Source organism: Chitinophaga polysaccharea (assembly GCF_902150045.1).
In the GTDB taxonomy this organism is placed as follows: Bacteria; Bacteroidota; Bacteroidia; order Chitinophagales; family Chitinophagaceae; genus Chitinophaga; species Chitinophaga polysaccharea_A.
In genome coordinates this window covers 362,420-387,980 of sequence record NZ_CABFVU010000004.1, presented here as the reverse complement: position 1 = coordinate 387,980, position 25,561 = coordinate 362,420, and the positions used below count along the sequence as shown (strand labels likewise).

Annotated in this window: 23 protein-coding genes; 4 read left to right on the top strand and 19 right to left on the bottom strand. The window is 48.2% G+C overall.

All coding sequences use genetic code 11. The features are described 5' to 3' along the window. The first annotated feature begins 62 nt into the window (after window positions 1-62). Window positions 63-1,523, top strand: coding sequence for an MFS transporter (locus FN124_RS26305; protein WP_142687770.1), 1,461 nt, complete (start codon window positions 63-65; stop codon window positions 1,521-1,523). A 78-nt stretch (window positions 1,524-1,601) separates the two neighbouring features. Here FN124_RS26305 and FN124_RS26300 read toward each other — a convergent pair whose 3' ends face one another. From FN124_RS26300 to rbsK, 15 genes are all read right to left on the bottom strand, one after another. Then, a complete protein-coding gene (locus FN124_RS26300) occupies window positions 1,602-2,573 on the bottom strand; it encodes a GSCFA domain-containing protein (RefSeq protein ID WP_142687769.1) in 972 nt (323 codons plus the stop codon). Between the two features lie 9 nt (window positions 2,574-2,582). Further along, the gene (locus tag FN124_RS26295; RefSeq protein ID WP_142687768.1) at window positions 2,583-3,434 is read right to left on the bottom strand and encodes a hydroxymethylglutaryl-CoA lyase; all 852 of its coding nucleotides are present in this window, start codon (window positions 3,432-3,434) and stop codon (window positions 2,583-2,585) included. A gap of 36 nt (window positions 3,435-3,470) precedes the next feature. After that, the gene (gene rlmB / locus FN124_RS26290) at window positions 3,471-4,292 is read right to left on the bottom strand and encodes a 23S rRNA (guanosine(2251)-2'-O)-methyltransferase RlmB (RefSeq protein WP_260607588.1); all 822 of its coding nucleotides are present in this window, start codon (window positions 4,290-4,292) and stop codon (window positions 3,471-3,473) included. Between the two features lie 20 nt (window positions 4,293-4,312). Next, window positions 4,313-4,879, bottom strand: a complete 567-nt coding sequence (locus FN124_RS26285) for an NUDIX domain-containing protein (protein ID WP_142687767.1) — start codon at window positions 4,877-4,879, stop codon at window positions 4,313-4,315. A gap of 294 nt (window positions 4,880-5,173) precedes the next feature. Then, window positions 5,174-5,614, bottom strand: a complete 441-nt coding sequence (locus FN124_RS26280; protein WP_142687766.1) for a GNAT family N-acetyltransferase — start codon at window positions 5,612-5,614, stop codon at window positions 5,174-5,176. A gap of 126 nt (window positions 5,615-5,740) precedes the next feature. Continuing rightward, on the bottom strand, window positions 5,741-6,664 hold the full coding sequence (locus tag FN124_RS26275) for an EamA family transporter (RefSeq protein ID WP_142687765.1): 924 nt from the start codon (window positions 6,662-6,664) through the stop codon (window positions 5,741-5,743). After that, window positions 6,657-8,075: a pyridoxal phosphate-dependent decarboxylase family protein gene (locus FN124_RS26270; protein WP_142687764.1), complete on the bottom strand. Its 1,419-nt coding sequence runs from the start codon at window positions 8,073-8,075 to the stop codon at window positions 6,657-6,659. Before FN124_RS26270 ends, FN124_RS26275 begins: the two co-directional genes overlap by 8 nt. 111 nt (window positions 8,076-8,186) lie before the next feature. Further along, complete coding sequence (locus tag FN124_RS26265) at window positions 8,187-8,672, bottom strand: methylated-DNA--[protein]-cysteine S-methyltransferase (protein ID WP_142687763.1); 486 nt, start codon at window positions 8,670-8,672, stop codon at window positions 8,187-8,189. An 8-nt stretch (window positions 8,673-8,680) separates the two neighbouring features. Then, on the bottom strand, window positions 8,681-9,589 hold the full coding sequence (locus tag FN124_RS26260; RefSeq protein ID WP_142687762.1) for a DNA-3-methyladenine glycosylase family protein: 909 nt from the start codon (window positions 9,587-9,589) through the stop codon (window positions 8,681-8,683). A gap of 81 nt (window positions 9,590-9,670) precedes the next feature. Beyond that, the gene (locus FN124_RS26255) at window positions 9,671-9,955 is read right to left on the bottom strand and encodes a hypothetical protein (protein WP_142687761.1); all 285 of its coding nucleotides are present in this window, start codon (window positions 9,953-9,955) and stop codon (window positions 9,671-9,673) included. 142 nt (window positions 9,956-10,097) lie between these two features. Beyond that, the gene (locus FN124_RS26250) at window positions 10,098-11,099 is read right to left on the bottom strand and encodes a GRP family sugar transporter (protein WP_142687760.1); all 1,002 of its coding nucleotides are present in this window, start codon (window positions 11,097-11,099) and stop codon (window positions 10,098-10,100) included. Between the two features lie 40 nt (window positions 11,100-11,139). Then, window positions 11,140-12,159: a nucleoside hydrolase gene (locus FN124_RS26245; protein ID WP_260607587.1), complete on the bottom strand. Its 1,020-nt coding sequence runs from the start codon at window positions 12,157-12,159 to the stop codon at window positions 11,140-11,142. Window positions 12,160-12,190: 31 nt separating this feature from the next. Further along, entirely contained in the window at window positions 12,191-13,927 is a 1,737-nt protein-coding gene (locus FN124_RS26240) for a RagB/SusD family nutrient uptake outer membrane protein (RefSeq protein ID WP_142687759.1), read from the bottom strand. A 19-nt stretch (window positions 13,928-13,946) separates the two neighbouring features. Continuing rightward, window positions 13,947-17,102: a SusC/RagA family TonB-linked outer membrane protein gene (locus FN124_RS26235; protein ID WP_142687758.1), complete on the bottom strand. Its 3,156-nt coding sequence runs from the start codon at window positions 17,100-17,102 to the stop codon at window positions 13,947-13,949. A 44-nt stretch (window positions 17,103-17,146) separates the two neighbouring features. Continuing rightward, entirely contained in the window at window positions 17,147-18,088 is a 942-nt protein-coding gene (rbsK, locus tag FN124_RS26230; protein WP_142687757.1) for a ribokinase, read from the bottom strand. A gap of 188 nt (window positions 18,089-18,276) precedes the next feature. Between rbsK and FN124_RS26225 the strand changes: the two genes are divergently transcribed. Beyond that, window positions 18,277-19,773 (top strand): hypothetical protein, encoded by a 1,497-nt coding sequence (locus FN124_RS26225; protein ID WP_142687756.1) that lies wholly within the window; start codon window positions 18,277-18,279, stop codon window positions 19,771-19,773. Between the two features lie 80 nt (window positions 19,774-19,853). Here FN124_RS26225 and FN124_RS26220 read toward each other — a convergent pair whose 3' ends face one another. Continuing rightward, a complete protein-coding gene (locus tag FN124_RS26220) occupies window positions 19,854-20,201 on the bottom strand; it encodes a nuclear transport factor 2 family protein (RefSeq protein WP_142687755.1) in 348 nt (115 codons plus the stop codon). Window positions 20,202-20,299: 98 nt separating this feature from the next. Between FN124_RS26220 and FN124_RS26215 the strand changes: the two genes are divergently transcribed. Together FN124_RS26215 and FN124_RS26210 are read left to right on the top strand one after the other, a co-directional pair. After that, window positions 20,300-21,742 carry an aminotransferase-like domain-containing protein gene (locus FN124_RS26215; RefSeq protein ID WP_142687754.1) on the top strand — a complete coding sequence of 481 codons (1,443 nt, stop codon included), beginning with the start codon at window positions 20,300-20,302 and terminating at the stop codon, window positions 21,740-21,742. 62 nt (window positions 21,743-21,804) lie between these two features. Beyond that, a complete protein-coding gene (locus tag FN124_RS26210) occupies window positions 21,805-23,232 on the top strand; it encodes an aminotransferase-like domain-containing protein (RefSeq protein WP_142687753.1) in 1,428 nt (475 codons plus the stop codon). A gap of 242 nt (window positions 23,233-23,474) precedes the next feature. Here the strand turns inward: FN124_RS26210 and FN124_RS26205 are convergent, their stop codons facing one another. The 3 genes from FN124_RS26205 to FN124_RS26195 all read right to left on the bottom strand — a co-directional run bounded on the left by FN124_RS26205 (window position 23,475) and on the right by FN124_RS26195 (window position 25,427). Further along, window positions 23,475-24,224 (bottom strand): SDR family oxidoreductase, encoded by a 750-nt coding sequence (locus FN124_RS26205; RefSeq protein WP_142687752.1) that lies wholly within the window; start codon window positions 24,222-24,224, stop codon window positions 23,475-23,477. A gap of 24 nt (window positions 24,225-24,248) precedes the next feature. Continuing rightward, window positions 24,249-25,001 (bottom strand): glucose 1-dehydrogenase, encoded by a 753-nt coding sequence (locus tag FN124_RS26200; protein ID WP_142687751.1) that lies wholly within the window; start codon window positions 24,999-25,001, stop codon window positions 24,249-24,251. A gap of 156 nt (window positions 25,002-25,157) precedes the next feature. After that, window positions 25,158-25,427 carry an ArsR/SmtB family transcription factor gene (locus FN124_RS26195; RefSeq protein ID WP_142687750.1) on the bottom strand — a complete coding sequence of 90 codons (270 nt, stop codon included), beginning with the start codon at window positions 25,425-25,427 and terminating at the stop codon, window positions 25,158-25,160. Between the last annotated feature and the right edge of the window lie 134 nt (window positions 25,428-25,561).

The window sequence follows — 25,561 nt, the reverse complement described above, 5'->3', positions numbered from 1 at the left end:
TTCGTTATCTTATTCCCCGCAAAAAGCTAACTAACAAAAGTAAGCGTTTACAATTAACACGTATGAAAAACTCGCTCTCTACGCAAAACATCTGGCAGGTTATAATGGCTTCGTCGGCTGGTACGCTCATTGAATGGTACGACTTTTACATCTTTGGCAGCTTATCGGCCATCATTGCTGAAAAGTTCTTCCCTCCCAGTAATCCGCAGCTGGCCTACATTGCCACGCTGGCCACCTTTGCTGTTGGCTTTATTGTGCGCCCTTTCGGGGCCATTGTATTTGGCCGCATCGGCGATATGGTAGGACGTAAATATACCTTCCTCCTTACGTTGCTGATCATGGGCGGATCTACCTTTGCCATCGGTCTTATTCCCAGCTATCATACCATTGGCATACTGGCGCCTATACTGGTATTGATTCTCCGCCTGGCACAGGGCCTGGCCCTTGGTGGTGAATATGGCGGTGCCGCTACCTATGTAGCGGAACATTCGCCGGACAACCGCCGTGGTTACTACACCAGCTTTATTCAAACCACGGCCACACTGGGGCTGTTTGTATCGCTGGGAGTGATCCTGGTGACACGCATGCTCATGTCGCCGGACGATTTCAACAACTATGGCTGGCGTATCCCCTTCCTCCTGTCGGTGTTGCTGGTAATTATGTCTTATTACATACGGATACGGCTGCACGAATCCCCGCTGTTCGCACAAATGAAGAAAGAGGGCAAAACATCCGCCAACCCTATCAAAGAAAGCTTTGCCAATAAGGAAAACCTGAAACTGGTATTGATTGCGCTGTTTGGCGCCGCCATGGGCCAGGGCGTGGTATGGTATACGGGGCAGTTCTACGCGCTCTCCTTTCTCCAGAAAACCATGAACATAGAATTTGTGCAGTCTAATATCATCATAGCCATTGCACTGCTGCTGGGCACTCCATTCTTTATTTATTTTGGCTCACTGTCCGACCGTATAGGCCGTAAAAAGATCATGCTCACCGGCATGCTGCTGGCGGCACTTGCCTACTACCCCATCTATAAGGCCATGGACAACATCGGTAATGTAAAGCTGAAACAGGAACAGACCGATCTTTTCAGAATAGAAAGCAATTCTACCCGGAGTGAATCGGGCGAACTGGTGCTCAAATCCTTCCGGGTGCACAGCTACACCGATGGCAGCATCCTGAGGGAGGCAGCGGATAAGAAAGAATTAACCGTAAGCCGCACAAATGTTGCCTGGCTGGTGATCCTGATATTTATCCAGGTATTGTTTGTAACCATGGTGTATGCACCTATCGCGGCTTTCCTGGTAGAGTTATTTCCTACCCGCATCCGGTATACGTCTATGTCGCTGCCCTATCATATTGGTAACGGCGTATTCGGCGGGTTGCTGCCCACTATTTCCACCATCCTGGTTACCAATACCGGTAACCACCTGGCTGGGCTCATTTACCCGATCGGTATTGCATTGATCTGTTTTGTAGTTGGTATTATTTATCTGAAAGATAAAAGAGGTATCCCGTTGTAAATGCGATGGAGACTGGCTAAAAAAAGGTACATGAAGCCGTTGTAAACGCGGTTTTATGTACCTTTTTAATTTGCCTGGTTATTGAAAACGTTGCAGCAGGTCATCCAACTGCAGCTGCGGATGCGCCGTCATCAGTTGCTGCACCTTTGCAGCATAGTGATTTAAAAACTGCCGGTGTTGCGGGCTTTCGGGGTTAAAGGGCCGGTGGTTGGCGGCCCGGTTTATTTCAGCGATGCTATGCAGCAGTTCCTGGCTGGCCGCGCCTATTGCGGCCTTTATTACCTGTTCCCATACATAGTTAACCGCCAGTTCATTGGGATGCACCATGTCTTCCTTATAAAAACGGTAATCCCGCAAATCATCTATCACCAGCTCATATGCCGGGAAATAAAACAGCCTGTTGAACTTATTTACCAGGTGATGAACTGCCTGCAATAAAATGGCTTTACTGAGGTTATTTTCCACTACTCCATCGCGGATATAGCGCACGGGACTAACGGTGAAGAGTATATTAATTTTCCGGTTACGGAAAAACAGGCGATGCATTACATTATCCAGCGCGGTAACAACTTCATCTACTGTGAGCATGCGTTTGTAGAAGTTGCCGGCAGGCACCTTATGGCAGTTACCCACCAGGCGGTTATTTTCCTTTAAGATGTAGGCATGGGCAGATCCCAGCGTAATAATGAGCCAGTCGGCGCTTTCAATAGCCTTTGTAGCGGCGGCCTGCGCCCGGTGAATGTTTTCCAGCGTGGCTTCCGGCGTAAGAGCGGAGAAACGGCTGTGATGATCCCAGCTGTTCCAGAGGTCATTGTGCATGAACAGGTCTTCACGCGTATATACTTTCCCGTCCAGATAAGTGGTGAGGGCCTGTGTGATGCTGAGCGGGTTATATAAAATACCGTGCGGGTTCACCAGGGTATTAAACCGGTGTTCCTGCAGCTTTCCACCTATTTCTTCCGCAAAGCAGGAGCCCATTAGCAACAGCTCATGATCATACCGGATAGGAGCCGGCAACGGCGTTACGGGAAAGCTTAAATGAAATTGCATGTAATACAGTTAATCTTTAAAAACAGCATCTGCCAGTCGCTGTGCGCCTCTTAATGCGGTCATATCCAGTGTAAGCGGTTCTTTTCGCTGGTGGCAGAAGGCTATCAGGTTTTCGGTGGCCAGGTTTCCCACCAGTTCATCTTTGGCCATGGGGCATCCACCTATGCCTTTAATGGCGCTGTCGAACCGTTTGCAGCCCTGTTCATAAGCGGCCAGTACCTTCTCTTCCCACTTATTGGGGGCTGCGTGGAAATGTGCGCCGAACTCCACATCAGGATAAGCGGGGATGAGGTGTTTGAACAGGCTGCTGATAGTAGCCGGATCTGCCACGCCTACTGTATCAGCGAGGGAGATAACGCCTATTTCCATCTTCACCATTTCAGCTACCCATTGCAGCACAATTTCCGGGCTGTACGGGTCGCCATAAGGATTACCAAATCCCATGGAAATATAAATCACCAGTTCTTTCCTGTTCTTAATGCACAGTTCCTGCATGGAATGTACCTGTTCCAGTGATTCCGCGATGGTTTTATTGGTATTTCTCAGCTGGAAAGTTTCCGATATGGAGAAAGGAAAGCCCAGGTAATTAATTTCATCGAACACCACTGCTTCTTCTGCTCCCCGCAGGTTAGCCACAATGGCCAGCAGCTTGCTTCCGGAGCCCGGCAGCTGCAGCCGGGGAATAACGTCTTTTGTATCTGCCATCTGTGGAATGGCTTTGGGAGATACAAAACTACCGAAATCGATCGTATCAAAACCAACCTTTAACAGGGCATTCAGGTATTGCACTTTTTCATCCGTACTGATCATCCTGTGCCAGCCCTGCATGGCATCGCGTGGGCATTCAACTAATTTTAGCATAGTAAACTATTTTCGTGGCGGGCGCCCGCGGGTCCGCTAAATATTTACCGTTCTTTGTTTCAGCGCTTCATATAAAATGATACCGGCGGCCACAGACACATTGAAAGATTCAAAATTGCCGGCCATGGGAATGCGGAACAGCACATCGGAAGCCTTGATCAGCGCAGGGTATACGCCTTTATCTTCCGAACCCATGATCACTGCTACCGGTTCTTTCAGGTCGCAGTCGTACAGCTTTATTTCCGTTTCCATTTCACTGGCCATTACCTTGATACCATTGAGATGCAGGGTATCAATCGCTTTGTTCAGGCTGTTCACCCGGCACACCGCGATACGCTCCAGTGCACCTGCGGATGATTTCACGGCTTCTTCATTCAGTGCGGCAATGCCTTTATCAGGAATAATGATAGCCTGGGCGCCGCAGCATACGGCGCTGCGGGCAATGGCGCCTATATTACGTACATCGGTGATACCATCCAGTATAAGGAACAGCGGTATTTCCCCTTTTTCTGTTACATGGGAGATCACATCCTGCAGGTCCAGGTAAGTAACGTTGCCGGCAATGGCTACCACTCCCTGGTGATTGGCCTGGGTAAGCCCGTTGAGCTTTTCCACCGGCACATAGTTAATGGGAATGTTCTGGGTTTGGGCCAATTCCCTTATTTGCGGGATAATGTCGCCGGTAGCGGTACGCAGCATAAAGATGCGCTCAATAGGCTTCCCGGTGTTCAGGGCTTCCAATAACGGCTGCCGGCCAATAATCATGGTAGATTGCTTTGGCCGCTGCGTTGCATATTTTTTGGGACCTCGCTGCCCCTCTTTTCTTTCACCTTTGAAAGCGTTAAATTTCCTTTCCATTTGCTGCAAAGGTAACGGGTTTATTTGTTTAATAAGCCTTCATAGCCCATTAGCTTTACTTTTTGTATGGCCGCTACCGATAAGGAATCAGTGATCTCAAAGTTGTTCACCATCCGGTAGGCTTCTTCAAAAGGTACTTTTTTAACGATCAGCTGCTCTGTTTCTTCCGGTTCGGCCACCCGCTGTTCCAGTCCACGGGCCAGGAACACTACACCCTCTTCATCGGAAACGGAATTAGAGAGCGCTATGCGCGTAATTTCCTCCCATTGAGATGCTACCAGGCCGGTTTCTTCCAGTAATTCCCTTTTCGCTGTGTCCAGCGCGGTTTCCAGCCCCAGTGGCGCACCTCCTTCAGGAATTTCCCAGGAAAAACGCTTTAAAGGGAAACGGTACTGCCCTACGAGATAAATATTCATGTCATCATCCAGCGCCACCACGCCTACTGCAAGATTCTTGAAATGTACCACGCCGTATATGCCAGCGCTGCCGGCAGGGTTTAATCCTTCATGATGCCATACACTGATCCAGTTGTTATCATATCTGAGGTCCCGGGAGTGAATGGTCCAGGGGTTCTTTGTTGTGTCCATGCTTTGTGGAGGGGATCGCCTTCGGCGATTGTCCTGGAACACTGATCACGCTGATTATGATGATTTGTTTGATGGATATGTTTTTGATTTTATATAGGGAGAGATATAAATAAATTATCTACATTTTTCCAAGCCATCCAACAAATCATAATCAGCGTGATCAGCGTTCCAAGACAAATTCCGGGAAGGCGATCCGCTTTTTTAAGTACGTTGTATCAAATAAAAACAAAAAAATAAAATCAAACAAATCATCATAATCAGCGTAATCAGTGTTCCAAGACAAATTCCGCGTTTTTAAAGTGCTTTATAATAATAGTAGGAGTTCGTATCTTTTTTGAACCCTTCTTTTTCGTAAAGTTTTTGTGCACCGGTGTTGGCAATGTAGGTTTGTAACATGAGCCAGGCTGCATTGGTGGATTTACCATACGCTGTGGCTTTATCCAGCAAGGCTTTGCCGGCGCCCCTGCCGCGGTGCTCTTCCAATACATACAGGTCGTTCAGCAGCCAGCCACGTTTCATGCCAAGCGAAGTAAAGATGGGATACAGTTGGGTGAAACCAATAATTTCAGCGTCCAGCAACACCACAAATATTACACTGTCTTTTTGCGCAATCCTTTCTGAAATAAATTCCAGCGCTCCTTTGAAATCAGGCGCCTGGTCGTAATAACTGCGGTAGGCATCAAACAATACCGCCACTTCATTCGTATGTAACTCCGTTGCCTGAATAACATCCATAAAATAACTGGTTTAGTAATCTATCTCAATTTAATTCATTTCCCTTATAAAAGAAAAGATGCTCCTTCCGGTAAACACCGGGGTGAGCATCTGTCTATAAACTTCTACCTTAAAAAATTATAGCTATTACAATTCTGCAGTTGCTGCAAGACTTTTTTTACTTTTATTAACAGCGCTGTTCACCAGGTACACGCCGCCGATAGTGACCAGCGAACAGATACCTGTTAACCAGGTGAGACTTTCATGCAGGATCAGCCATCCAAGCAATACAGCCACCACAGGATTGATATACGCATAAATGGATACCTGTGCCGGCGGCAGGTTATTCAATGCAAACACATAAGCAGAATAGGAAAACACCGACCCTACCAATACCAGGTACAGTAAACTTTCCCATAACTCCGTAGTGAAGCTTTGTATTTCCACATGCTGCCCCAGGAATAAGGTAGCCACCAGCAACATGATAATACCGCTGAAAAACATCTGGAACCCCGCTCCATACAGGTAATTCACACCGAGCGACCACTTCGCGGTTAATACAGAACCCAGTGCCCAGAATATACAGGAGATAAAACCAATGATGATCCCGAACTGGAAATCGGGGTTCATGAGACTGGACAAATAATTATAAAAGATCCCTGCTACGCCGCCAAAACCCAGGATCATCCCAATGATGAGCTGTAAACTAAGCCGGGTGCGCTGTACCAGGAAATAACTGGTAATGGTGATCCAGATGGGAATAGTAGCCGCAATGATAGCGCCCAGCCCACTGGGAATATATCGCAATGCCCAGGTGAGCAAACCATTTCCACCACACAACATCAACGTACCGATCACGAACAATTTCGACAACACTATTTTTCCCGGTAACTTATATCCCTTCAGTAAAAAGAAGCCGGTGATCAGGAATCCGGCTGTTGCTTGTCTTATGCCTGCCAGCATTACCCCATGCATGTGCCTTACGCCCACACTGGATGCCAGGTAAGTGGTTCCCCAGAAAATACTTACAATGGCAAGCGCGATGTAAGCATTTGTATTTGATTTACGCATAAGTATATTTATTCACTATTTCCTCTGCCAGTACCTTCATGGTGTCATAGGCCATCAATACATCTTTACTGCCGGTGCGCCAGTTCACCAATGCTGCGCGTATGGCGGAATGCCCCGCATAGGTGGTAGCCGTCATACATACCACGCCGCTGTTATTCAGCGCTTCCAGGAATTCCCGCACGGCCTCCGCTTCAGCTTCCGGCGCCACCTGTAATGTGAAACATACCACGCAAAGCCGTACCGGCGACAATACCACAAAATTCGGATCTGTTTCCAGCAGGCTGCCCAGTTGCCTGGCTAATGAAATATCGTTTTCCACCAGCCAGCGATAGCCTTCTTTCCCATAGGCCATTAAAGAGAACCAGGCGGGTAAAGCGCGCTGCCTGCGCGAATTTTCCGGTATGTAGTTAATGAAATTGAATTGCGTGGCAGGATCGCCTAAGTAGGCTGCGCCTGCATTCTGGAATACGGCCGACTGTAGCTCCGGGTGCCTGCAAAAGATCATAGCGGCATCATAAGGTACATTCAGCCACTTATGTGCATCTATGGTAATGCTATCGGCCTGTCCCCATCCGTTCAGCAGGTGTTTCCACTGATCGCTGCAGGCGGCGAAACCACCGAAAGCGGCATCCACATGCAACCAGAAGCCATATTCCTTTTTCAGCTGTACCAGCGCGGCGATATCATCAAAATCAACCGTGTTCACTGTGCCTGCATTGGCTACGTATATGACAGGTTCTCTTTTATGCGCTTTCAGGTATTGCCTCAAAGCAGCAACATCCACGCTTTCACGCCCTGGCAATACCGGCACCCGCACCAGGTTGTTGCGCCCGATTCCCAACATAGACATCGCTTTACTAATACTGGAATGTGGTACAGCCGACACTACTTTCAGCCCCGGCAATGCGGCCGCGCCATCTGCTGCAATATCCACTCCATGCTGCTGCCCCACCCATTGCCTGCCGGTGGCAAGCCCTGTAAAGTTGGACATGGTAGCGCCGGATACAAAACATCCCAGGAATGCTTCCGGTAGTCCGAACAGCGCTTTCAGTAAAGCAATGGTTTCCGTTTCTATATAAAATGCAGCCGAGCTTTTATCGGATGAATTAAGATCCATGGTGGAAGCAAGCCAGTCGCCCATCAACGCGGCAGGCGTAACACCGCCTGTTACAAATCCCCAGTAACGCGGCCCCGCGGCGGCAGTAATGCTGTTGCCGTATTGCTGCCGGAAGGCTTCCAGTGTTGCGGCCCCGCCTAACCCCGTAACGGGAACGGATGCACGGCTGCTAACCTGCACCTGTTTATCGGCTGCCAGTTTATCTATTGCTGACAAAAACCTGCTGCTGAAATCTTTGGTTAACTGTAATAACTGATCTGTATGTTTCAGGTCTTCCTGCAATTTCAATTCCATGATTACGCGTTGTTGATAGAATTTTTGGGTTGTAATTCAGGAACAAAATTGAGATAAATTATTATCTGAAAACAGATGCAGTTTTTAAAATATAGACCATATCAGATGAGATCACATTAAACCGGTAAACAAATCAGTGCGTTCGTGTTCCAGCAGCCACCGCTTGCGCCAGAGGCCACCGGCATAGCCCGTGAGCGAGCCATCACTGCCAATTACGCGATGACAGGGCACAATGATAGCCAGCCTGTTTTTACCATTGGTGGTACCTACTGCGCGGATACTTTTGGGGTTGTTGATACGGCGCGCCAGTTGCTGGTAGGAAATGGTATGGCCGAATGGAATGGCCGTTAGTTGTTGCCACACCGTTTGCTGGAATGCTGTTCCTTCCTGGGAAATGGGCAGTTCAAATACTTTGCGGTCGCCGGCGAAATACTCATACAACTGTTGTGCACAATCCAGCAACAGCGCCGGCGCCTGGGGAAAATCCACTACGGGTTCATCTGTAAAGGAAACAGCGTTGATAAATTGTGTGGTGCCGCTGATCAGTAGCGGCCCAACGGGGGTGTCTATACGTAAATGATACAATCCGTCTTCCATAAAATAATCTATTGGGGTAATAATGACCTCCACAAATAAAATGTGGCATATGCTGCATGTTCCTTCCATGGCTTTGTATACTCCTGTAACGCCGGCATTGAAGGCTTGGCCTCCAAATTTAACCTGTTTTTTATTGCATTCTGCAAACCAACATCTTCCAGTAAAACAGATTGAGGAAAACGGCGGAACTTCATCAGCGCATAATTGGCCGACCAGTTGCCTATCCCCTTCATGGCTACCAGGCTTTCGCGGGCAGCTTCATAGCTCATGGCATTCAGGCCTGCCTCGCTGAGCGCGCCACTGGCCATTTGTTTGGCGGTTTCCACCAGGTACAGCGCCTTACTGCGGGAAAACTGCATGGGCGTAAGCTGGTCCGGTGTTAAAGCGGCAATCACCCGCGGATGAGGATACAAATAAAAATCGGTATTGTGTATGTTCACATGGTAACCAAAGTGAGTGATAAACCGTTGCCGCAGCGTGTAAGCAAAGGCCAGGTTTATTTGCTGCCCTATTACCGGCCAGGTAATGGCCTCAAAAAGATCAGGCATTCCTATGAGGCGAAGGCCATTGTATTTTTGGGCCAGCCCTTTCAGCAGCGGGTCTGTTTGCGTGTAACGGTAGAAAGGCTGCAGGTCGGCATCCAGGTGCCACCAATGGGTGATATACCTTACAATGGGCGCTTCTGCTACTTCCACGCCGGCAGGCGCCAGCACGGTTACTTCGAGGAAGTCCTTTTTTGAACCGGGGGCAATTTCCACCACCACAGGTTCTCCTCCGGACAACAACATCCTCCGTACTTTTCCTTCATGTATGTAATGCAAACATTCTTTATCCGACCTCCCCAGGAAACGCAGGCATTCTTCAAAGGAAAAATGTGCGGGATCATTAATGGGGACCATTATTTTCTGCAAAGCCATGTTGCGAAAATACGTAAAGTGAGGATCATTGATTTACGCTTTCTTGCGGATTTGACGGATGATTTTATTATGCGTTGTTTTTTATGACAGGTACACCCAATGATAAATACCGCCTCCCAGTAACATACCGGTTATGCCGCCAATAATACTGGCCACCGCATCCATAATGTCGTAGTGTCCTCTGCCGGTGATCAGCGACAACAGTTCAAAGCCATAGCTGACAGCTACTACCACAGCCAGTGTCATCAGGGTTGCCGACAGGAGGCGCCCCGGGAATACCAGTTCTCCGGCCACCTGCAGCACTGCTCCCATCAGGATACCCACGAAGAAATGTTTCCATTTATCAGGCGTTATTCTTTTAATCATCTCTCTGTAAAAATTACCTCCGGGGAAGATAATATATATTCCCGAAGGCGCCTCCGGCAATAATATCAACCACAGGATAAATTGCTTATAATCATTATCATCCTGTGTCAGATAAAATCCGCCGGAGGCAGCCATTACCCTGTTATCCTCCTGAGTAAATGATCAGTCCTAATCCGGCAGCAAACAACAGGAACATCCCTGCTATAAGCCCGCCGGTTCCCTTTGGCGCGGCTTTAAATTCTTTCCAGATAAACACGCCCCACAAAGCGGCAACAAGCGTAGCGCCCTGCCCCAATCCATAGGAAACAGCGGCGCCGGCTTTCCCTGCGGCGATCAAACTGAGGGAATTACCCAAACCCCATATAACGCCACCCAGCACCCCTACCATATGCGTGGAAAATTTCCCGGCAAAATAGTCGGCATACCCTGTGGGCGCCCCGGTAAAAGGACGTTTCATCAAAACGGTATTGAACAGGAAGTTGCTGATAAAAATTCCTGCGGAGAAAATGACAACGGCAGTATAAGGCGTCATTTTTCCTGCGGCGGGATGCACAAAATCCTGCAGGTCCATAGAAGCGGCGATGAACCGGTAAAAGAACGACATCAGCACGCCGGCAACTATGGATAGTATAATCCCTGTTGACGACACTTTCCGGTTCTCTCCCGAGGCCCTGCGATAGGCCACCGCATTAAGTACAATTGCCACCGTTACCAGCGCCACACCCGCAAAAAGCCATACCGGATTTCCTTTTGCGGCACCCAGGTAATTGATCACCACACCTAATACCAGGGCCAGCCCTATACCAACAGGAAAAGCTACAGACATGCCGGCAATGGCAATAGCTGCTGTTAACAGGATATTGGCGGCGTTGAAAATAACCCCGCCTAACAAGGCACTGGCAATGTTGACACCGGCGGCCTGCGATAAGTCTTCCAGGAAGCTGCGGCCTTCGTTGCCATTACTGCCTATAGTAAAAGCCGACAGCAACGAAAACAGTAAGATACCTATCACATAATCCCAGTAGAATAATTCAAAGCGCCAGGTTTTGCCGGCCAGCTTCTGCGTGTTGGCCCAGGAACCCCAGCACAACATAGTGATCACGCATAACCAGACGGCCGTTCCATAATCTTGTACAATAAACATGCGTAGTAATTCTTATTGTTTGAAATGATGCGTACCTGTTCTATTGCTTAGGCTGATGCGCCATCAGCTGTTCAATCACCGACTGCACCTGTTGCGGCGGCATTTTTTCCACCAGGTAATCCTGTCCGCTGCCGCTGCTATCCCATGTATTACTGCCATTGGGCGCTACTTTTATTTTGCCGCTCTGTAAGGTGTAGTAAGGCTCGTAGCCGCGAACAGCCACCAATACAGCGGTTTCGTCCCAGCTCATCCTGCCCTGCGCATCGTCCGGCGATTGGGGGATACAGATCCTGAACACATCTTTTACAGGGCTGTTCTGAATGCTTTCGTTCTTCGACAGGGGGAGACCGGTTTTAATATTCCATCCTATTTCAAAGCCGGAGTAGATCACTTTTGTGGGCCAGTTTTCAAAGGCTGCAATGGAAGCGGTGGAGTCGCAGTATACATTAAACTCCCTTCCCTCCGGGAATTTGCCGGCCATGCTCACCAGCAGCTTTACTTTCTGTGTAACCAGTTCCTTACCGCTGAGCGGGGAAATATCATCGCCTTTTGAATTCAGCAGGTTGGCCAGGTTGGTAAGAAAACCAACAGTAACAATGGTTACGCTTTGATCGGGCTGGCCGGCCAGCACTTTGCGGTACAGGGTAACGGCATCTTCTGCTTCGCTGTTGCTTTTAATGGCGTGGGGATATCTGGCCAGGATGGAATCCGTCCAGTGCTGGCTGTCGCGCATATCCACGCCAGCGCCTTTAGGCACGCCGATGGGAATATCGGGGCGTTTGAAATAAGTATTGAATACATTCAACACGGCGGCAATACCTTCATACTTGTTACTGGCAATGGTAGCCAGGATCTTTGCTTCCCCTGAATCGGCCAGGGCGTGGAGCAGGGCAATAGCGCCTGCATCATCATAGTCGGGGCCGATGTCGGAATCAAAGATAATAGCTGCTTTTTCCCCGGCGGTTTCCTTTGCCTTGTCCGACATAACGCAGGACGCTAAAAAACCGATCATGGCAAATGACAGCGCCGCTGCTAATGCCTGCTTTTTGTGGAATTTCATATAGGTTGATATTTAATGAACTTAATTGCTGTTACCAGCCATTATTTTGTTTATAGAGCCCGTTGCTCAGATCAATCTGTTGCGTAGGTACCGGTAAATATTCATCGCGGTTCTTTGTAAAATGAGCGATCTGCAGGTAAGTTCTGCGTTTGCTTTCTACCTCAAAATAGTCATTCAGTACTTCTGCTGCAATGCCCCATCGCACCAGGTCAAAAAAGCGGGCGCCTTCCATACCAAATTCCAAACGGCGTTCCCACTGCAAAGCCCTGCGGGCGTTAGCCTGGGTCCAGGCAATGTTTTGTCCTGGCTTATACAGTTCCACATGATAATTCGAGTAGGGGTGACCGTTCGCATCCATCAACCTTGCTGTACTGTTCTTTGCACGCTGGCGCACCTGGTTAATGATACCCAGGGCTTCATCCTGGCGGCCCAGTTCTATCAACGCCTCTGCCTTCCAGAGCAGCACATCATCGAATTTAATGATGTCGTTGTTCATGGAACTGGCAGGATAAGCGTATCCTTTGGCTGTAGTAAGACAGGGGCAATCTGCCTGCACCACAGATTTCATCCCGGAGAAAGGCCCGTACAGTTCAGGGCCCCTGGTCCAGGAGCTGGTTTGGTATATGATATTGTTCTGGTATTTGAAAGGATGGCCGGGTAATCCCACGGTATGATCCAGGCGCGGATCGAAAGAATTATTTTTGAAGTCGGCCTCATTTTTCATTTCCACATTGTTGAACGTTTCAAATTTCGGCAGTCCATCCAGGCCGGTTTGAAAAGCATTTACCAGGTTCTGGCTGGGCCGGTGAAAAGAGCAGCAGCCATAAGCCGGGTACATGGGGTAATTCAGGGCGGTAGACATATCTATCCTGCCCACTTCTGATCCGTCGTTCAAAGACCGTTGCACCGCAAAAATGGATTCTTTCCCATTTTCAAACTGCCACAGGTAATTCTCCGCGTAATCGCCGGAAAGCGTGTACCCGCTGCTGTTGATAATATCACTGGTGAGCGTCACCACTTCGTTCAGGCGTTGGGGATTGATATGGGTAACATTGTTCTGTTCGTCCTGTTCATAGGCCTGGTAGAGACGCACTTTGGCAAGGTATGCCTTTGCAGTGTAACTGTTGGGCCGGCCTATTTGTTCCTGCTGCAGCGGCAGGTCATTCACTCCTGCCTGGAAGTCGTCAGCAATTTTACTCCATTGCTCATCGTTGGTATACTGCACATTGGAAACGGTATTGATACTGTCCTGTGAGATCAGTTCATCAATAAAAGGTACTTTTTTGAAATGGTTTTTCAGCAGGAAATAAAAGTGCCCGCGGATAAAACGCATTTCAGCCCTGCGTTGTTTCTTTTCGGGGTAACTGGCATCGCTTAACTGGTTGATCCCTTTCAGCGCCAGGTTGGCGCGCTGCACGCCCATGAATAATCTTGTCCATAACAGGTTGCCACGGCTCTGGTTTTCCTGGATGGTGGAAAATACTTCATACTGGGTAAACTCTCCCTGGTCCGCCGTTCCAAGCCCTCCTTTATAGGCATCGTCTGACCTTACGCTTCCATATACCCATGCACTGGTGTAGGGCACTTCCCAGTGGTCGTTGCCCAAACTGGCATAAGCGGCTATGACCAGTTTTTCCACGCTTTCAGGCGTATTCAGGTCATCAGCGCCCACTACGCCTTTTGGCGGCACATCCAGGAACCGGCTGCATGCAGGGAGCAAAGATCCCAGGCACATCAACAGTAAACTAAACTTTATATAGTATTTCATAACGCTGCTGTTTTAAAATTCAGAATGATAAATTGAAACCAAAGGTGATCTTGCGCGGGCGTGGAAATCCATAGCCGGAATCTTCAGGGTCTGCAGAAACATAAGCATCCCTGCCTGAATTATCCTTAAAAGACAGGAGGTTCTGACCGGTTACATACACCCTGATAGGGTTCAGGTGTTTGATGTTCTTAATCAGGTATCCCAGGCTTACTTCGCGGAGCTTTACATAAGCGCCGTTTTCTATAAAATAGGATGACAATCTTCCTTCATTGTTATTATCCGCCAGTGTAACGGCGGGGATAGTGGAATTTGGATGCTGTGGCGTCCATGCGTCCAGTGTACGTTTGCCGTAATTGGTGCCTGCCCAGAGATTGGTGAAGTCTGAAAATCTTTTACGTTCGTCATATACGGAAATGCCGGCTACTCCCTGGAAAAAGATGCTCAGGGTAAATCCTTTGTATTCGCCCTGCAGGTTTAACCCGAATGAATATTGCGGGGAAGAAACACCCAGGTACCGCTGATCGAGCGTGTTGATCACACCATCGTTATTCAGGTCTGCATACCTGATCCGGCCTATGCCTTTACCGGGTTGTTCTGCGCTGTTGTCTACTTCTTTTTTATTCTGGAAGATGCCGTCCGCAACATAGCCGAAAATAGAATTCATGGAACGCCCCAGAATAGTTTGTTCAGCGTTCCCCGGATAAGAATGTACTACGTTATCGGGAAGGTCGGTGATCCTGTCGCTGTAATGCCCCACATTTCCTGTCACGGAATAGTTGAAGGCGCCCACCTGGTCTTTATAGCCCAGGGCAATTTCAAAGCCCTTTGTTTTAACAGAAGCGCCGTTTACATAGCGGGTACCGCCTTCGCCCTGCACGGCCAGGTAGGCCGGGGAAATCAGGATATCGTTGGTAGCCCGGTTAAAGTAGTCGAAAGAAGCGGTTAACTTCTGATCCAGCAAACCCACATCCAGTCCTATATTTTTTTCGGTGGTAGATTCCCAGCGAAGGTCGTCGTTTACCTTTTGTATCTGCCGGAAGCCGGATAATAAAGGACCGGAGTCTGCGCCACCAATATCATATGCGGTACCGTTATCAGAGGTGAATGGCATAGCGCCCAGGCCATAGTAGGTTTCATACAGTTCATACCTGGCGGTACTGGAAATTTCCTGGTTACCGGTTCTGCCCCATCCTGCTCTTAGTTTCAGGTCGGAGATGATCCGGGTATTGTCTTTAATAAAATTCTCTTCATTAATTCTCCACCCGGCACTGATGGCGGGAAATGTGCCGAAGCGGTTATTTTTCCCGAACCGCGATGACCCGTCATAGCGCAATGTAGCGGATAGCAGGTATTTGCTGTTGTACGAATAATTGACCTTACCAAAGTAAGAGAGCAGTGAAAAACCATTAGCGCTGCCGCCTACTGTCTGGTTACCGCTACCGGCATTTTCCACGAAGTAATCCAGTGTTTCCAGCGCAAAGTTTTCTTTATAGGTAGAATTGATGGCATATTTATTTCTCACTGCTTCACTTCCCGCCAAAAAGGTAGCGCGGTGCTTTCCGGTCTCCAGGTTATACTGGATAGTGGTGTTGAGGTTCCAGTTGAATTCCTCCGATTTTGAATTTTTCAATGAGTTCACGGTGCGGCTGATGAAACCCGTGGAGAATTTGCGCTGGATATCGCGTATCTCCGTATTGGAATGCTCTACGCCAAGGGAAGCATTTACCGTGAGGTTTTTCAGGACAGATATATTTGCATAGATGTTACCAAAAATATTCAGGGAATTTACGCGGTCCCATTTATTCAGGTCCAGTGTCATCAGCGGATTGGGATGATCTACAAAGCTGCCTGTTACAGGGCCTGAGTATTCACCGTTGGGCAGCTTCACCGGCAGTACAGGCTGGATCTGCAGGGCATCGGCGAAGGCCGTCGTACTGCCGTCGCCGTTATCTATCCCGTTGGAGATGGCGAGGTTTTCACCGATCTTGATCTTTCCATCGAGGAAACGGTGATGGGAGTTGACACGGAGCGACAGCTTCTGGAAATCCTTGAACTGTTCCACGTATTTATCTTTCAGGTAACCGACAGACATAAACGCACCACCATTTTTACTGCCTGAAGAAAGCGAGAGGTTGTATTCCTGGATCAGCCCTTTCCGGGTGATGGCATCGAACCAGTTGGTATTGGCAGAAGGCACGCCGGGCGCCAGTTCATCAGGAATAGTGAGCCCGTGCAACACAGCGGTGCCATCGGGGTTACGGGACCAGTCGTACTTCACAAAAGGAATATCATCGGGGTCCAGTCCATCGTTGATAGTGGCCTGCCACTGTACCCTGGCCCGTTCTTCAGCATTCAGCAGCTTTGGCGCGGTTACGAACGCGGAATGTGTAACACGGGAGCTGAAGTTGAAGATGGTTTTATTGGTGTTCGCCTGCCGGGTGGTGACGATGATCACGCCGTTCGATGACCGGGCGCCGTAAATAGCTGCGGATGAAGCGTCTTTCAGCACCTGGATGGATTCAATATCTTCCGCAGTGAGTATCTGGAATGCGCTTGATTTGCTGGGGACCCCGTCAATGATATATAACGGGTCGTTATTATTGAGCGTGCTCACACCGCGGATCCGCACGGTAGAAGCGCCGCTGGGGTTTCCGCTGGTAGTGATGAACAGCCCGGGCACCTGGCCCTGGAGCGACTGGATAGGATTACTGGTGGGGGCATTTTTCAGATTGTCGATCGCTACTACCGACACAGCCCCTGTCAGATCTACCTTACGCTGCGTTTGGTAACCCACCGTTACAATCTCATTTAACTGCGTGGAAGAAGCCAGTAACACTACCGACAGGGTACGCTGGCCTTTGTATTGAATTTCCTGGTTTTGAAAACCGATATAGGAAAACACCAGTACCTGCTGGTCGTTTACCTGGATCGTAAAATTTCCTTTTTCATCGGTGGTGGTACCGGTAGTAGTACCTTTCACCGCCACTGTAACGCCGGGCACAGGTTTGCCCTGGTTGTCCGTTACCTGGCCGGTAACTTTATCTGCCCTGTTTGGTATAATGGTTCCCTGGCCTGTTGGGGGCGTATATTTCCCCCGTGCATACAATTGCAGATGACCAACGAGAAGCAGGCTCATGGCGAGGCTGATAAACCTCCAATGTAGTTTTATTTTCATAACGGAAGAATTGGTTGATTTAAGAGTGGAAATTGATCGGAGCTTTATTTTTTCTTTACGCCTTCTGTTTTCATGCTACTGGCAATAAATTCATTTCGGTATGGAATAGAGGATTGAGCGCCCATCCTGGTGACAGAAATAGCCGCTGCGATGTTGGCAAACTCCACAGCATCGGAAAACACTTTTCCTTCTGATAAAGCCACTGCCAGCGCGCCGTTAAACACATCTCCTGCTGCGGTGGTGTCTACTGCTTCTACCTGCTGCGCAGGGATCACCAGTGTTTTACCTTCCTGGCAAATAACTGCGCCCATGGCGCCCATAGTAACCACCACATTTTTTACACCCATGTTATAAATAGCTTTGGCGGCCTTCTTTGCGCTTTCAATATTGGTGACTTTAATACCGGAAATCATTTCCGCTTCTTTCTTATTGGGTGTAATGATGTCTGTATTTGCCAGCAGCCCGGGGCTGAGTGTATTGGCCGGTGCAGGGTTCAGGATCACCCGCACTCCTTTGGACGCCGCATAACCAGCCACAAAATGAACGGTTTCCATAGGGATCTCCAGCTGCATAAGCAGAAAACCGGCGCCTGCGATTTCCGTTAATGCGTCTTTCAGATCATCCGGGTATAGATTGCCATTGGCACCGGAAGCCACTACAATACTGTTTTCCCCGGATTCATCCACCGTGATGAGCGCTACGCCCGAAGGCAATTCATCGTCTGACAGTACATGAAAAGTATTGATGCCTTCTTCTTCAAATAACTGGGAAGATTGTTTACCGAATACATCGTTGCCTACCTTGGAAATAAAAAGTACATCCCCTCCCAAACGCGCTACGGTTACCGCCTGGTTAGCCCCCTTACCGCCCGGGTTCATTAAAAACGAGCCTCCCAGCACCGTTTCACCAGGCACGGGTATATGACTTGTTTTTACCACCATGTCCATATTTGTGCTGCCAACAACAACGATTTTTTTTATATCCATACGTGAAATTTTTCTGTTTGTTGAAGTAAAAATATCCGGTTAAGGATTTCTATTTTGACCTTTTTTTATTATTTTCCAGAATTCTACCAGATCATGTGAACAAGCAGCGATTCGCTTAAATAAATGATAATCAACCATTTTACTGTACGCAGATTACAGCTATTCCATTAATTTCAAAATATCCCGTTATGTCGCAGGCAGCAGTAATACGTTTAGTGAAGTCTTTATCAAAATCTGAAAAACGCCGTTTCAAACTTTACACACGTAAACATGACGGCGATAAAGAATACCTTACCCTGTTTGACCTGATAGATCAGCATGAGATGATCACCAAAGAACTGCTGGATGAAAAATTCAATCATTTTCATACAGGCGTTTCCGTTGATAACACTGCCAGGTATTTACTGCAATTGCTGACCGATTGCCTGATACAATCGCGTGTAAAAGAAGACGACCAGTTCCGGTTGCTGCATGGTATGCTGCGGGTGAATATCCTGAAGGAGCGCAATTTGCCGGAAGAAGGATACAGGGAATTAAAGAAGCTGCAACAGCTGGCTATCGTTTCCCAGGAACAGTTTATAGAATATTTCTTTTACCGGTATGAGCTTAATTACCTGGCAGAATTCAACTTCCCGGGGATGACAGAAAACAAACTGGTGGAAATACAAATGAAAGCCAGGAATGCTATCAAGGATATCCGCAATACGCACGAACATCACTCCTTATATGAATTGCTTAAATACCGGCTGCTGCATACGGGGAAAGCGATATCGGAGGAAGAAAAGAAACAGCTGAACGATCTGCTGTTAAGTGAAATGAGTATCGTTAACGCCAAAACGAAGAACAGCCTGGAATCAAGAAAGCTGCACCTCCTCTTCCAATCGTCTTTCTTTACCAACATTGGTGATTATAAATCTGCCTTAAAAACTTTTTACCAGCTGAACGGGTTGTTTGAAAAGAATAAGGTATTGTGGCATCATCCGCCGCTGGACTATCACTCCGCGCTGGATGGCATTCTCGACAGCCTGCGTACAACCGGCCGTTATGAGGAAATGTCTTTTTATGTACAGAAACTGGAGCAGCTGAATGATAAAAACTATCCTGAGTACTTCAGGTATATGGTCCGCAAATCGGCGATGATCTACCAGCTGGTGCTGTTAATGGGTACGCGGCAGTTAAGCGCTGCAGTAACCTATATTGAAAACAGTGATCCTGCGTTACTAAAAGCGTATGGCCTGGTAGATGAAGAAAGGCAATGCGAGCTATTCTTCTGCTTCGGGCTGGCGTATTTCAGGAATGGCGATTTTAAGAAGGCGCAAAAGTATATCAATGAAATTGTGCTGATAGGTAAGGCCAGTTACCAGTCGGTCATTTACAGGGTATCGCGGCTGCTGAGCATCCTCATTCATTATGAGGCCAATAACATGGAGTATCTTGATTACGAGATCAGGTCGTTCAAACGCGCGTTCCAGTATAGCGGGGTACGGCTGAAAGTGGAAAATATGATCTTTAAAACAATAAAGGCCTGCCCGAAGATGAATGCTCCAAAAAAGAATGAATTATTGTGGGAGAAAATATCACCTGTATTGATGGCTATTGAAAAAGATAAATTTGAAATGCAGCTCCGGAAATATTTTGATTTTACCGGGTGGATAAAAAGCAAGTTCCTCCCCGTTGCCCGCTAAAACCAGGGTAGCCATAAAACCGCTCCCATGGCTGCCTGGAAAATATTATCCCTGTGGCAATGTTCTTTTTAGATGATGGTTTAATAGAAGAACTGCTCATGAATAATTTTGCCATCGCGCACTTTATAAACGCAGAGCTCATTTCTTGTACGGCGCCCAATGCCGCTGATCGTAACATCCATCAGCAGTTGTACCGCGAAATAATCGTCGGCCACCACCGGTTCCGAGATCTCCAGCAGATGCCTTTCGGTGAGGCTGTTGAGAAACGCCTCTTCTTTGGTCATGATGGCTGCTAATCCGGTAGTGGTACGGCCATCAGGTTCCTGGTTCACTGCATCTTTATGAAACAGGGTCGCTTGCGCCTCGGGGAACTTCCATGCCCTGCAAAGTTGTACCAGCGTTTGTGCAATTTGTTTAACAACAGTCATGGTTGTGGGTTTAGAGGCTACAAAATAACAGCAAAAAACGGCACCAAAACAGATACAGAATTATCGATATTGAACCATAACAGATTAACTTTGGGAAGATGAAAAAGACTAACGGGTTTATATATCTGCAGCTGGCCGAAAAGATCCAGCATATGATCAGCGAGGGAGTATATAACGTGGGCGATAAGCTTCCTTCGGTAAGGTCGCTGCACCAGGAACATGGCATCAGCATCAGTACTGCCCTGCAGGTGTATACACACCTGGAAAAGAAGGGCTGGGTAGTACCGCGGGAAAAATCGGGATACTTTGTGCATTATTCAAAGAAGCTGCGCCCTGAGCTACCGCCGGTCACCAATCCTTCCCCTGCCGCATTCAAGGTACAGATCAATGAAAAGCTGGCGATGTTCCGCAAAACCAGCGGGTCGCATAAAACCATTTCACTGATAGGTGCATCGCCGGATACTGCGCTGCTCCCCGCGGTAAAACTGAAGAAGGCACTGCAGCTGGCTGCCCGTGAGCTGGATACTTCGTTTATCCCTTACGGTGATATATATGGTCATGAGCCTTTCCGGAAACATATTGCGAGGCATTGCCTCAACTGGGGCCGTGCCGTATCGCCGCAGGATATTATTGTTACCTATGGGGCCATAGAAGCTGCCAGTCTTTGCCTGCGCGCTGTGGCCAAAGCCGGCGACACTATAGCTATTGAGTCGCCCACCTTTTTCGGGTTGCTGATGGCCATTGAAAGCCTGGGCATGAAAGCCATGGAAATCCCTACCGATCCTGTAACTGGCGTAAGCCTGGAAAAACTGGAAGATGCCTTTAAGCAAAAAAAAGTGCAGGCTTGTCTTTTTGTTAGCAACTACAACAATCCCATGGGCTGTTGTATTCCTGATCACAGCAAGGAGCAGCTGGCAAAGCTGCTCAAGAAATACCAGGTACCGCTGATTGAGGACGATGTATACGGCGATCTGCATTTTGCACCCGAGCGGCCAAGAACGGTGAAGTCGTACGATGAAGAAGGACTGGTACTTTACTGCTCTTCCTTTTCCAAGTCCATTGCTGCAGGACTGCGCACCGGCTGGGTGATCGGCGGCCGTTACCATGAAAAGATAGCGCAGCTGAAATTCATTACCTCCGGCAGTACGGGGATGCTGCCGCAACTGGTGCTGAGCAAATTCCTCGATCAGCAGCGGCTGGACCTTCACCTGAAATCATTGCGGCAGTCGCTGAGCATGCAAACCATGCAGATCACGAAAGCCATACAGGAATACTTCCCGGACGATACGCAACTGACGCGGCCTAACGGAGGTATCAGCCTGTGGGTGGTGCTTCCTGAAAAGATAAACACCTGGCAACTGCATGAAGAAGCCGTGGAGCAGGGCATCACTTTTACGCCGGGCGCCTTATTCTCCGGCCAGGACCGTTACCACCACTGCATCCGCCTCACTAACGCCAATCCCTGGAACGAGGACCAGGATTGGGCGATCCAAACACTGGGCAGACTGATAGGCGGGCAATTGCATCGCCGGGGGCGATGAGAGCGGAGGCGCACAAACAGATCTAATTTTCGTACTTTTGACCAGATCAGATCCATATTGCCATGATAAAAACTGCCGATCACCTGTACCTGCAGGTAGCTGATAATATTGAACAGCTGATAGAAAAAGATGTGATGAAAATCGGGGAGAAACTCCCGTCTGTGCGTATGCTGAGCAAGCAGCAGGGGATCAGTTTAACCACGGCGTTCCAGGCATATTATCACCTGGAAGCCAAAGGGCTGATTGAATCCAGGCCTAAGTCCGGTTATTATATCCGCTTTAATTCCAGGCGCATGCCTGCGATGCCCGGTACCTGTGCGCCGGTAAAGAAAGCCAGCGAAGCAACGGTGAGCGATATGGTGATGGAAGTGTTCAGTCATATGAGAAACCCGAATATCCTGAACTTCTCTGTGGCTACGCCTCCGCCCGGACTGATGCCTGCAGCTAAATTGGCGAAGGCAGTGGTACATGCCCTGCGGGAATTGCCCAACAACGGTATCGGGTATGAAGAATTACAGGGCAACCGGCTGCTGAGGGGGCAGATAGCGCGCATGTCGCTCGCATGGGGCGGCGCTTACACGGAAGACGATGTGATCACTACCAGTGGTTGTATGGATGCGCTCACACTGTGCCTGTCGGCCATCACCTGCCCCGGCGATACGATTGCCATTGAAAGCCCTGCATATTACGGCTCCATGCAGCTGGCCGAAAGCCTGGGGCTAAAAGTGCTGGAAGTGCCTACCCACCCGGTTTCCGGCGTTGATCTTGATTATCTCGACAAAGCCATTCCCCGTCATAAGATCAAGGCATGTTTGTTTGTAACCAATTACAACAACCCCCTGGGTTCCTGTATGCCGGATAAAAATAAAAAGGCACTGGTGGATATGATGGTGAAGTATGATATTGCGCTGATAGAAGATGATATTTACGGTGACCTTTATTTCAGCAAACAACGCCCTGCCAATTGCAAAACGTTTGATAAATACGGTCATGTGCTGTTGTGCAATTCTTTTTCAAAATCGCTGGCGCCGGGCTACCGCGTTGGCTGGACCCTGCCTGGCAAATACAAGGAAAAGGTACTGCTGATGAAACAAAACCACTCTATTGCCTGCGCTTCGCTGCCACAGGCGGCAGTAGGACATTTCCTGGAGATAGGCCGCTATGAGTTCCACCTGCGCAATTTGCGGAAGGTGCTGCACACACAGTGTTTACGGTATTCGCAGGCCATCAGTGAGTATTTCCCCGAAAACACACGGATATCGCGGCCACAGGGAGGCTGTGTGCTCTGGGTAGAACTGGATGAATCCATTAACACCTTTGAACTGTTCCAGCAGGCGCTGAAGCATAAGATCAGCTTCTGCCCGGGCCGGATCTTCTCCTTACAAAATAAATACAACAACTGTTTACGCATCAGCTTTGGCCCTGTATGGAGCAAGCAGGTAGATGAAGGATTGAAAACACTGGGAAAACTGATCAGGAAGATGAGCTAAAAAGCGAAGACCGGAATAAGACTATTCCGGCCGCTGTTAAACCTACAACTTATATCTTCTTATATCTTTTAAGTTGCCGCCAGGTACCCGTATAGCAAGCGGTACCCGGCAGAACAACCCATGGGGTTTGCAAACATCCTAAACAACCGTTAACTGTAAATCCTGAGTCAGACAACCTCCGCGTCCTTGCTGCCGGTGCAGCATTTACACAATGCTGCACACTGCAATGCCAGGATCATTTATTAAGCGATCAACGGGTGCACCATAAGGCCGCCGTCTACATTATATTCTGCACCTGTAATAAATGAGGCATCCGCTGATGCCAGGAAGGTGACGAGGCTGGCAATATCTTCCGGTTGCCCTAACCTGCCCAAGGGCGTGATGTTGCTGAGATGTTCCCTTGTCTCATCCGGCAGCCCCGCTTTTTCCAGCAGCGGCGTACTGATAATACCCGGATTCACTATGTTCACCCGTATCCGTTTGTACGCCAGTTCCCTCGATAGTGTTCTGCCCAATGAGTTCAGCGCTGCTTTGCTGGCCGATAATACGGTAGCATTGGGTGTTCCTGTGTATGCGTTCAATGCAGACAGCAGTGTGATAGAACCACCATCGTTAATGAGGGGAAGTAATTGCTGTATGGTGAAATAAGCACCTTTGAAGTTAATGTTCATTAATTCATCGTATTGTGCCTCTGTTACCGTTTCAAACGGTGCTAATTTCGCCACACCAGCATTTACAAATAAGGAATCTATTTTCCCGAAGCGACCCTGCAGGTATTCATACAGGCGCCGTATATCATTCATGTCCGACTGATCTGCTTTAAAACCTTCGGCAGGGTGGCCCAGTGCGTGTACGGCCTTTTGTACCGCACCAGGCTGACGACCTGTTATCAAAACCTTTGCTCCCTTTGCCAGAAATGCCTTTGCTGTTGTATATCCTATTCCGCTGTTACCACCAGTGATAACAATTATTTTATCTTTCAGAGATGACATGAATGATGTTTGTTTGAAAAAAGGTTAACCGATTAATGGATGAGTAATGATCCCTCCGTCGATATTGTATTCTGCACCTGTAATAAAAGATGCGTCGTCTGATGCCAGGAAGGAAACCAGTTTGGCTATTTCTTCCGGCTGTCCTATCCTGCCTATTGGTAATGCTTTAGCCAGTTGTTCTTCATTGATCGCTTCTTTTGGAATACCTGCCTTTTCAAGAATAGGTGTAGCTACCGGTCCCGGGTTCACAACATTCACCCGGATCTTCCTGGATGCCAGCTCCCTTGATAAGGTTCGTCCCAACGAATTAAGACCGGCTTTGCTGGCGCTGTATACCGATGCACCGGGCATACCTGCGTATGCATTTACAGACGATAGTAAAATGATGGTACCACCGTCGTTGATCAGCGGCAGCAGGTGCTGCACAGTGAAGAAGGCGCCCTTCAGGTTAATGTCCATTACCGTGTCAAATGAAGCTTCCGTTACGCTGGCAAATGGTTCCAGTGCCGCCACCCCTGCATTCACAAACAGGATGTCTATTTTACCATAACGGTCACGTACGTACTCTGCCAGTTTCTGTGAATCCTCTGTCCTGCCCTGATCTGCAATAAAGCTGTCTGCCTTTCCCAGCGCTGCCGCGGCCTGCTGTACGGCCTCCGGCTTGCGCCCTGTAATTAATACCTTTGCTCCTTTTGCCAAAAAATCTGCTGCTGTTGCGTATCCTATACCGCTGTTACCGCCCGTGATAACAGCTGTTTTGTTTTGTAACTGTCCCATCCTATTGATTTATTTAAGTTTATCAATGTTTAACTTTCAAAAAAAAGAGAAAACATCTCTTAATCAATCTATTAATTTAAAAGTATCAATATATAAAAGTATAAAAAAAGCTGTTGGTTACCCGCCCGGTAGTACCTCAGCCTCTTTGTACTATATTTAACTCAACTGTAAAAAGAACATCGATAACTGTTTCATCATCTCTTTATTGAGCGTGAGCTCCAGTGATCTTCCATTTTTTATGGAATGCAGCACTCCGCTGTCTACCAGGATCTTTACGTGGTGCGACACCGTAGGCTGCGATAAACACGTAAACCCGCACACATCACCACAAACCAGCTTTCCCTTCTTAACAACCTCCATTATAATAGATAATCGATGTTTGTCGGCGATGGCATTTGCTGCTTTTTCTATAACTGCTAAATCCATAGAACAAAAGTAATACTATTTTTGAAATATCGAAATATTTCGATGAATATTTTTTTTCCCACCTCATTTTGTACTCATGTATGAACATATCATCATAGTTGGACCCGACATATTTTATATTATCTTTATGTACC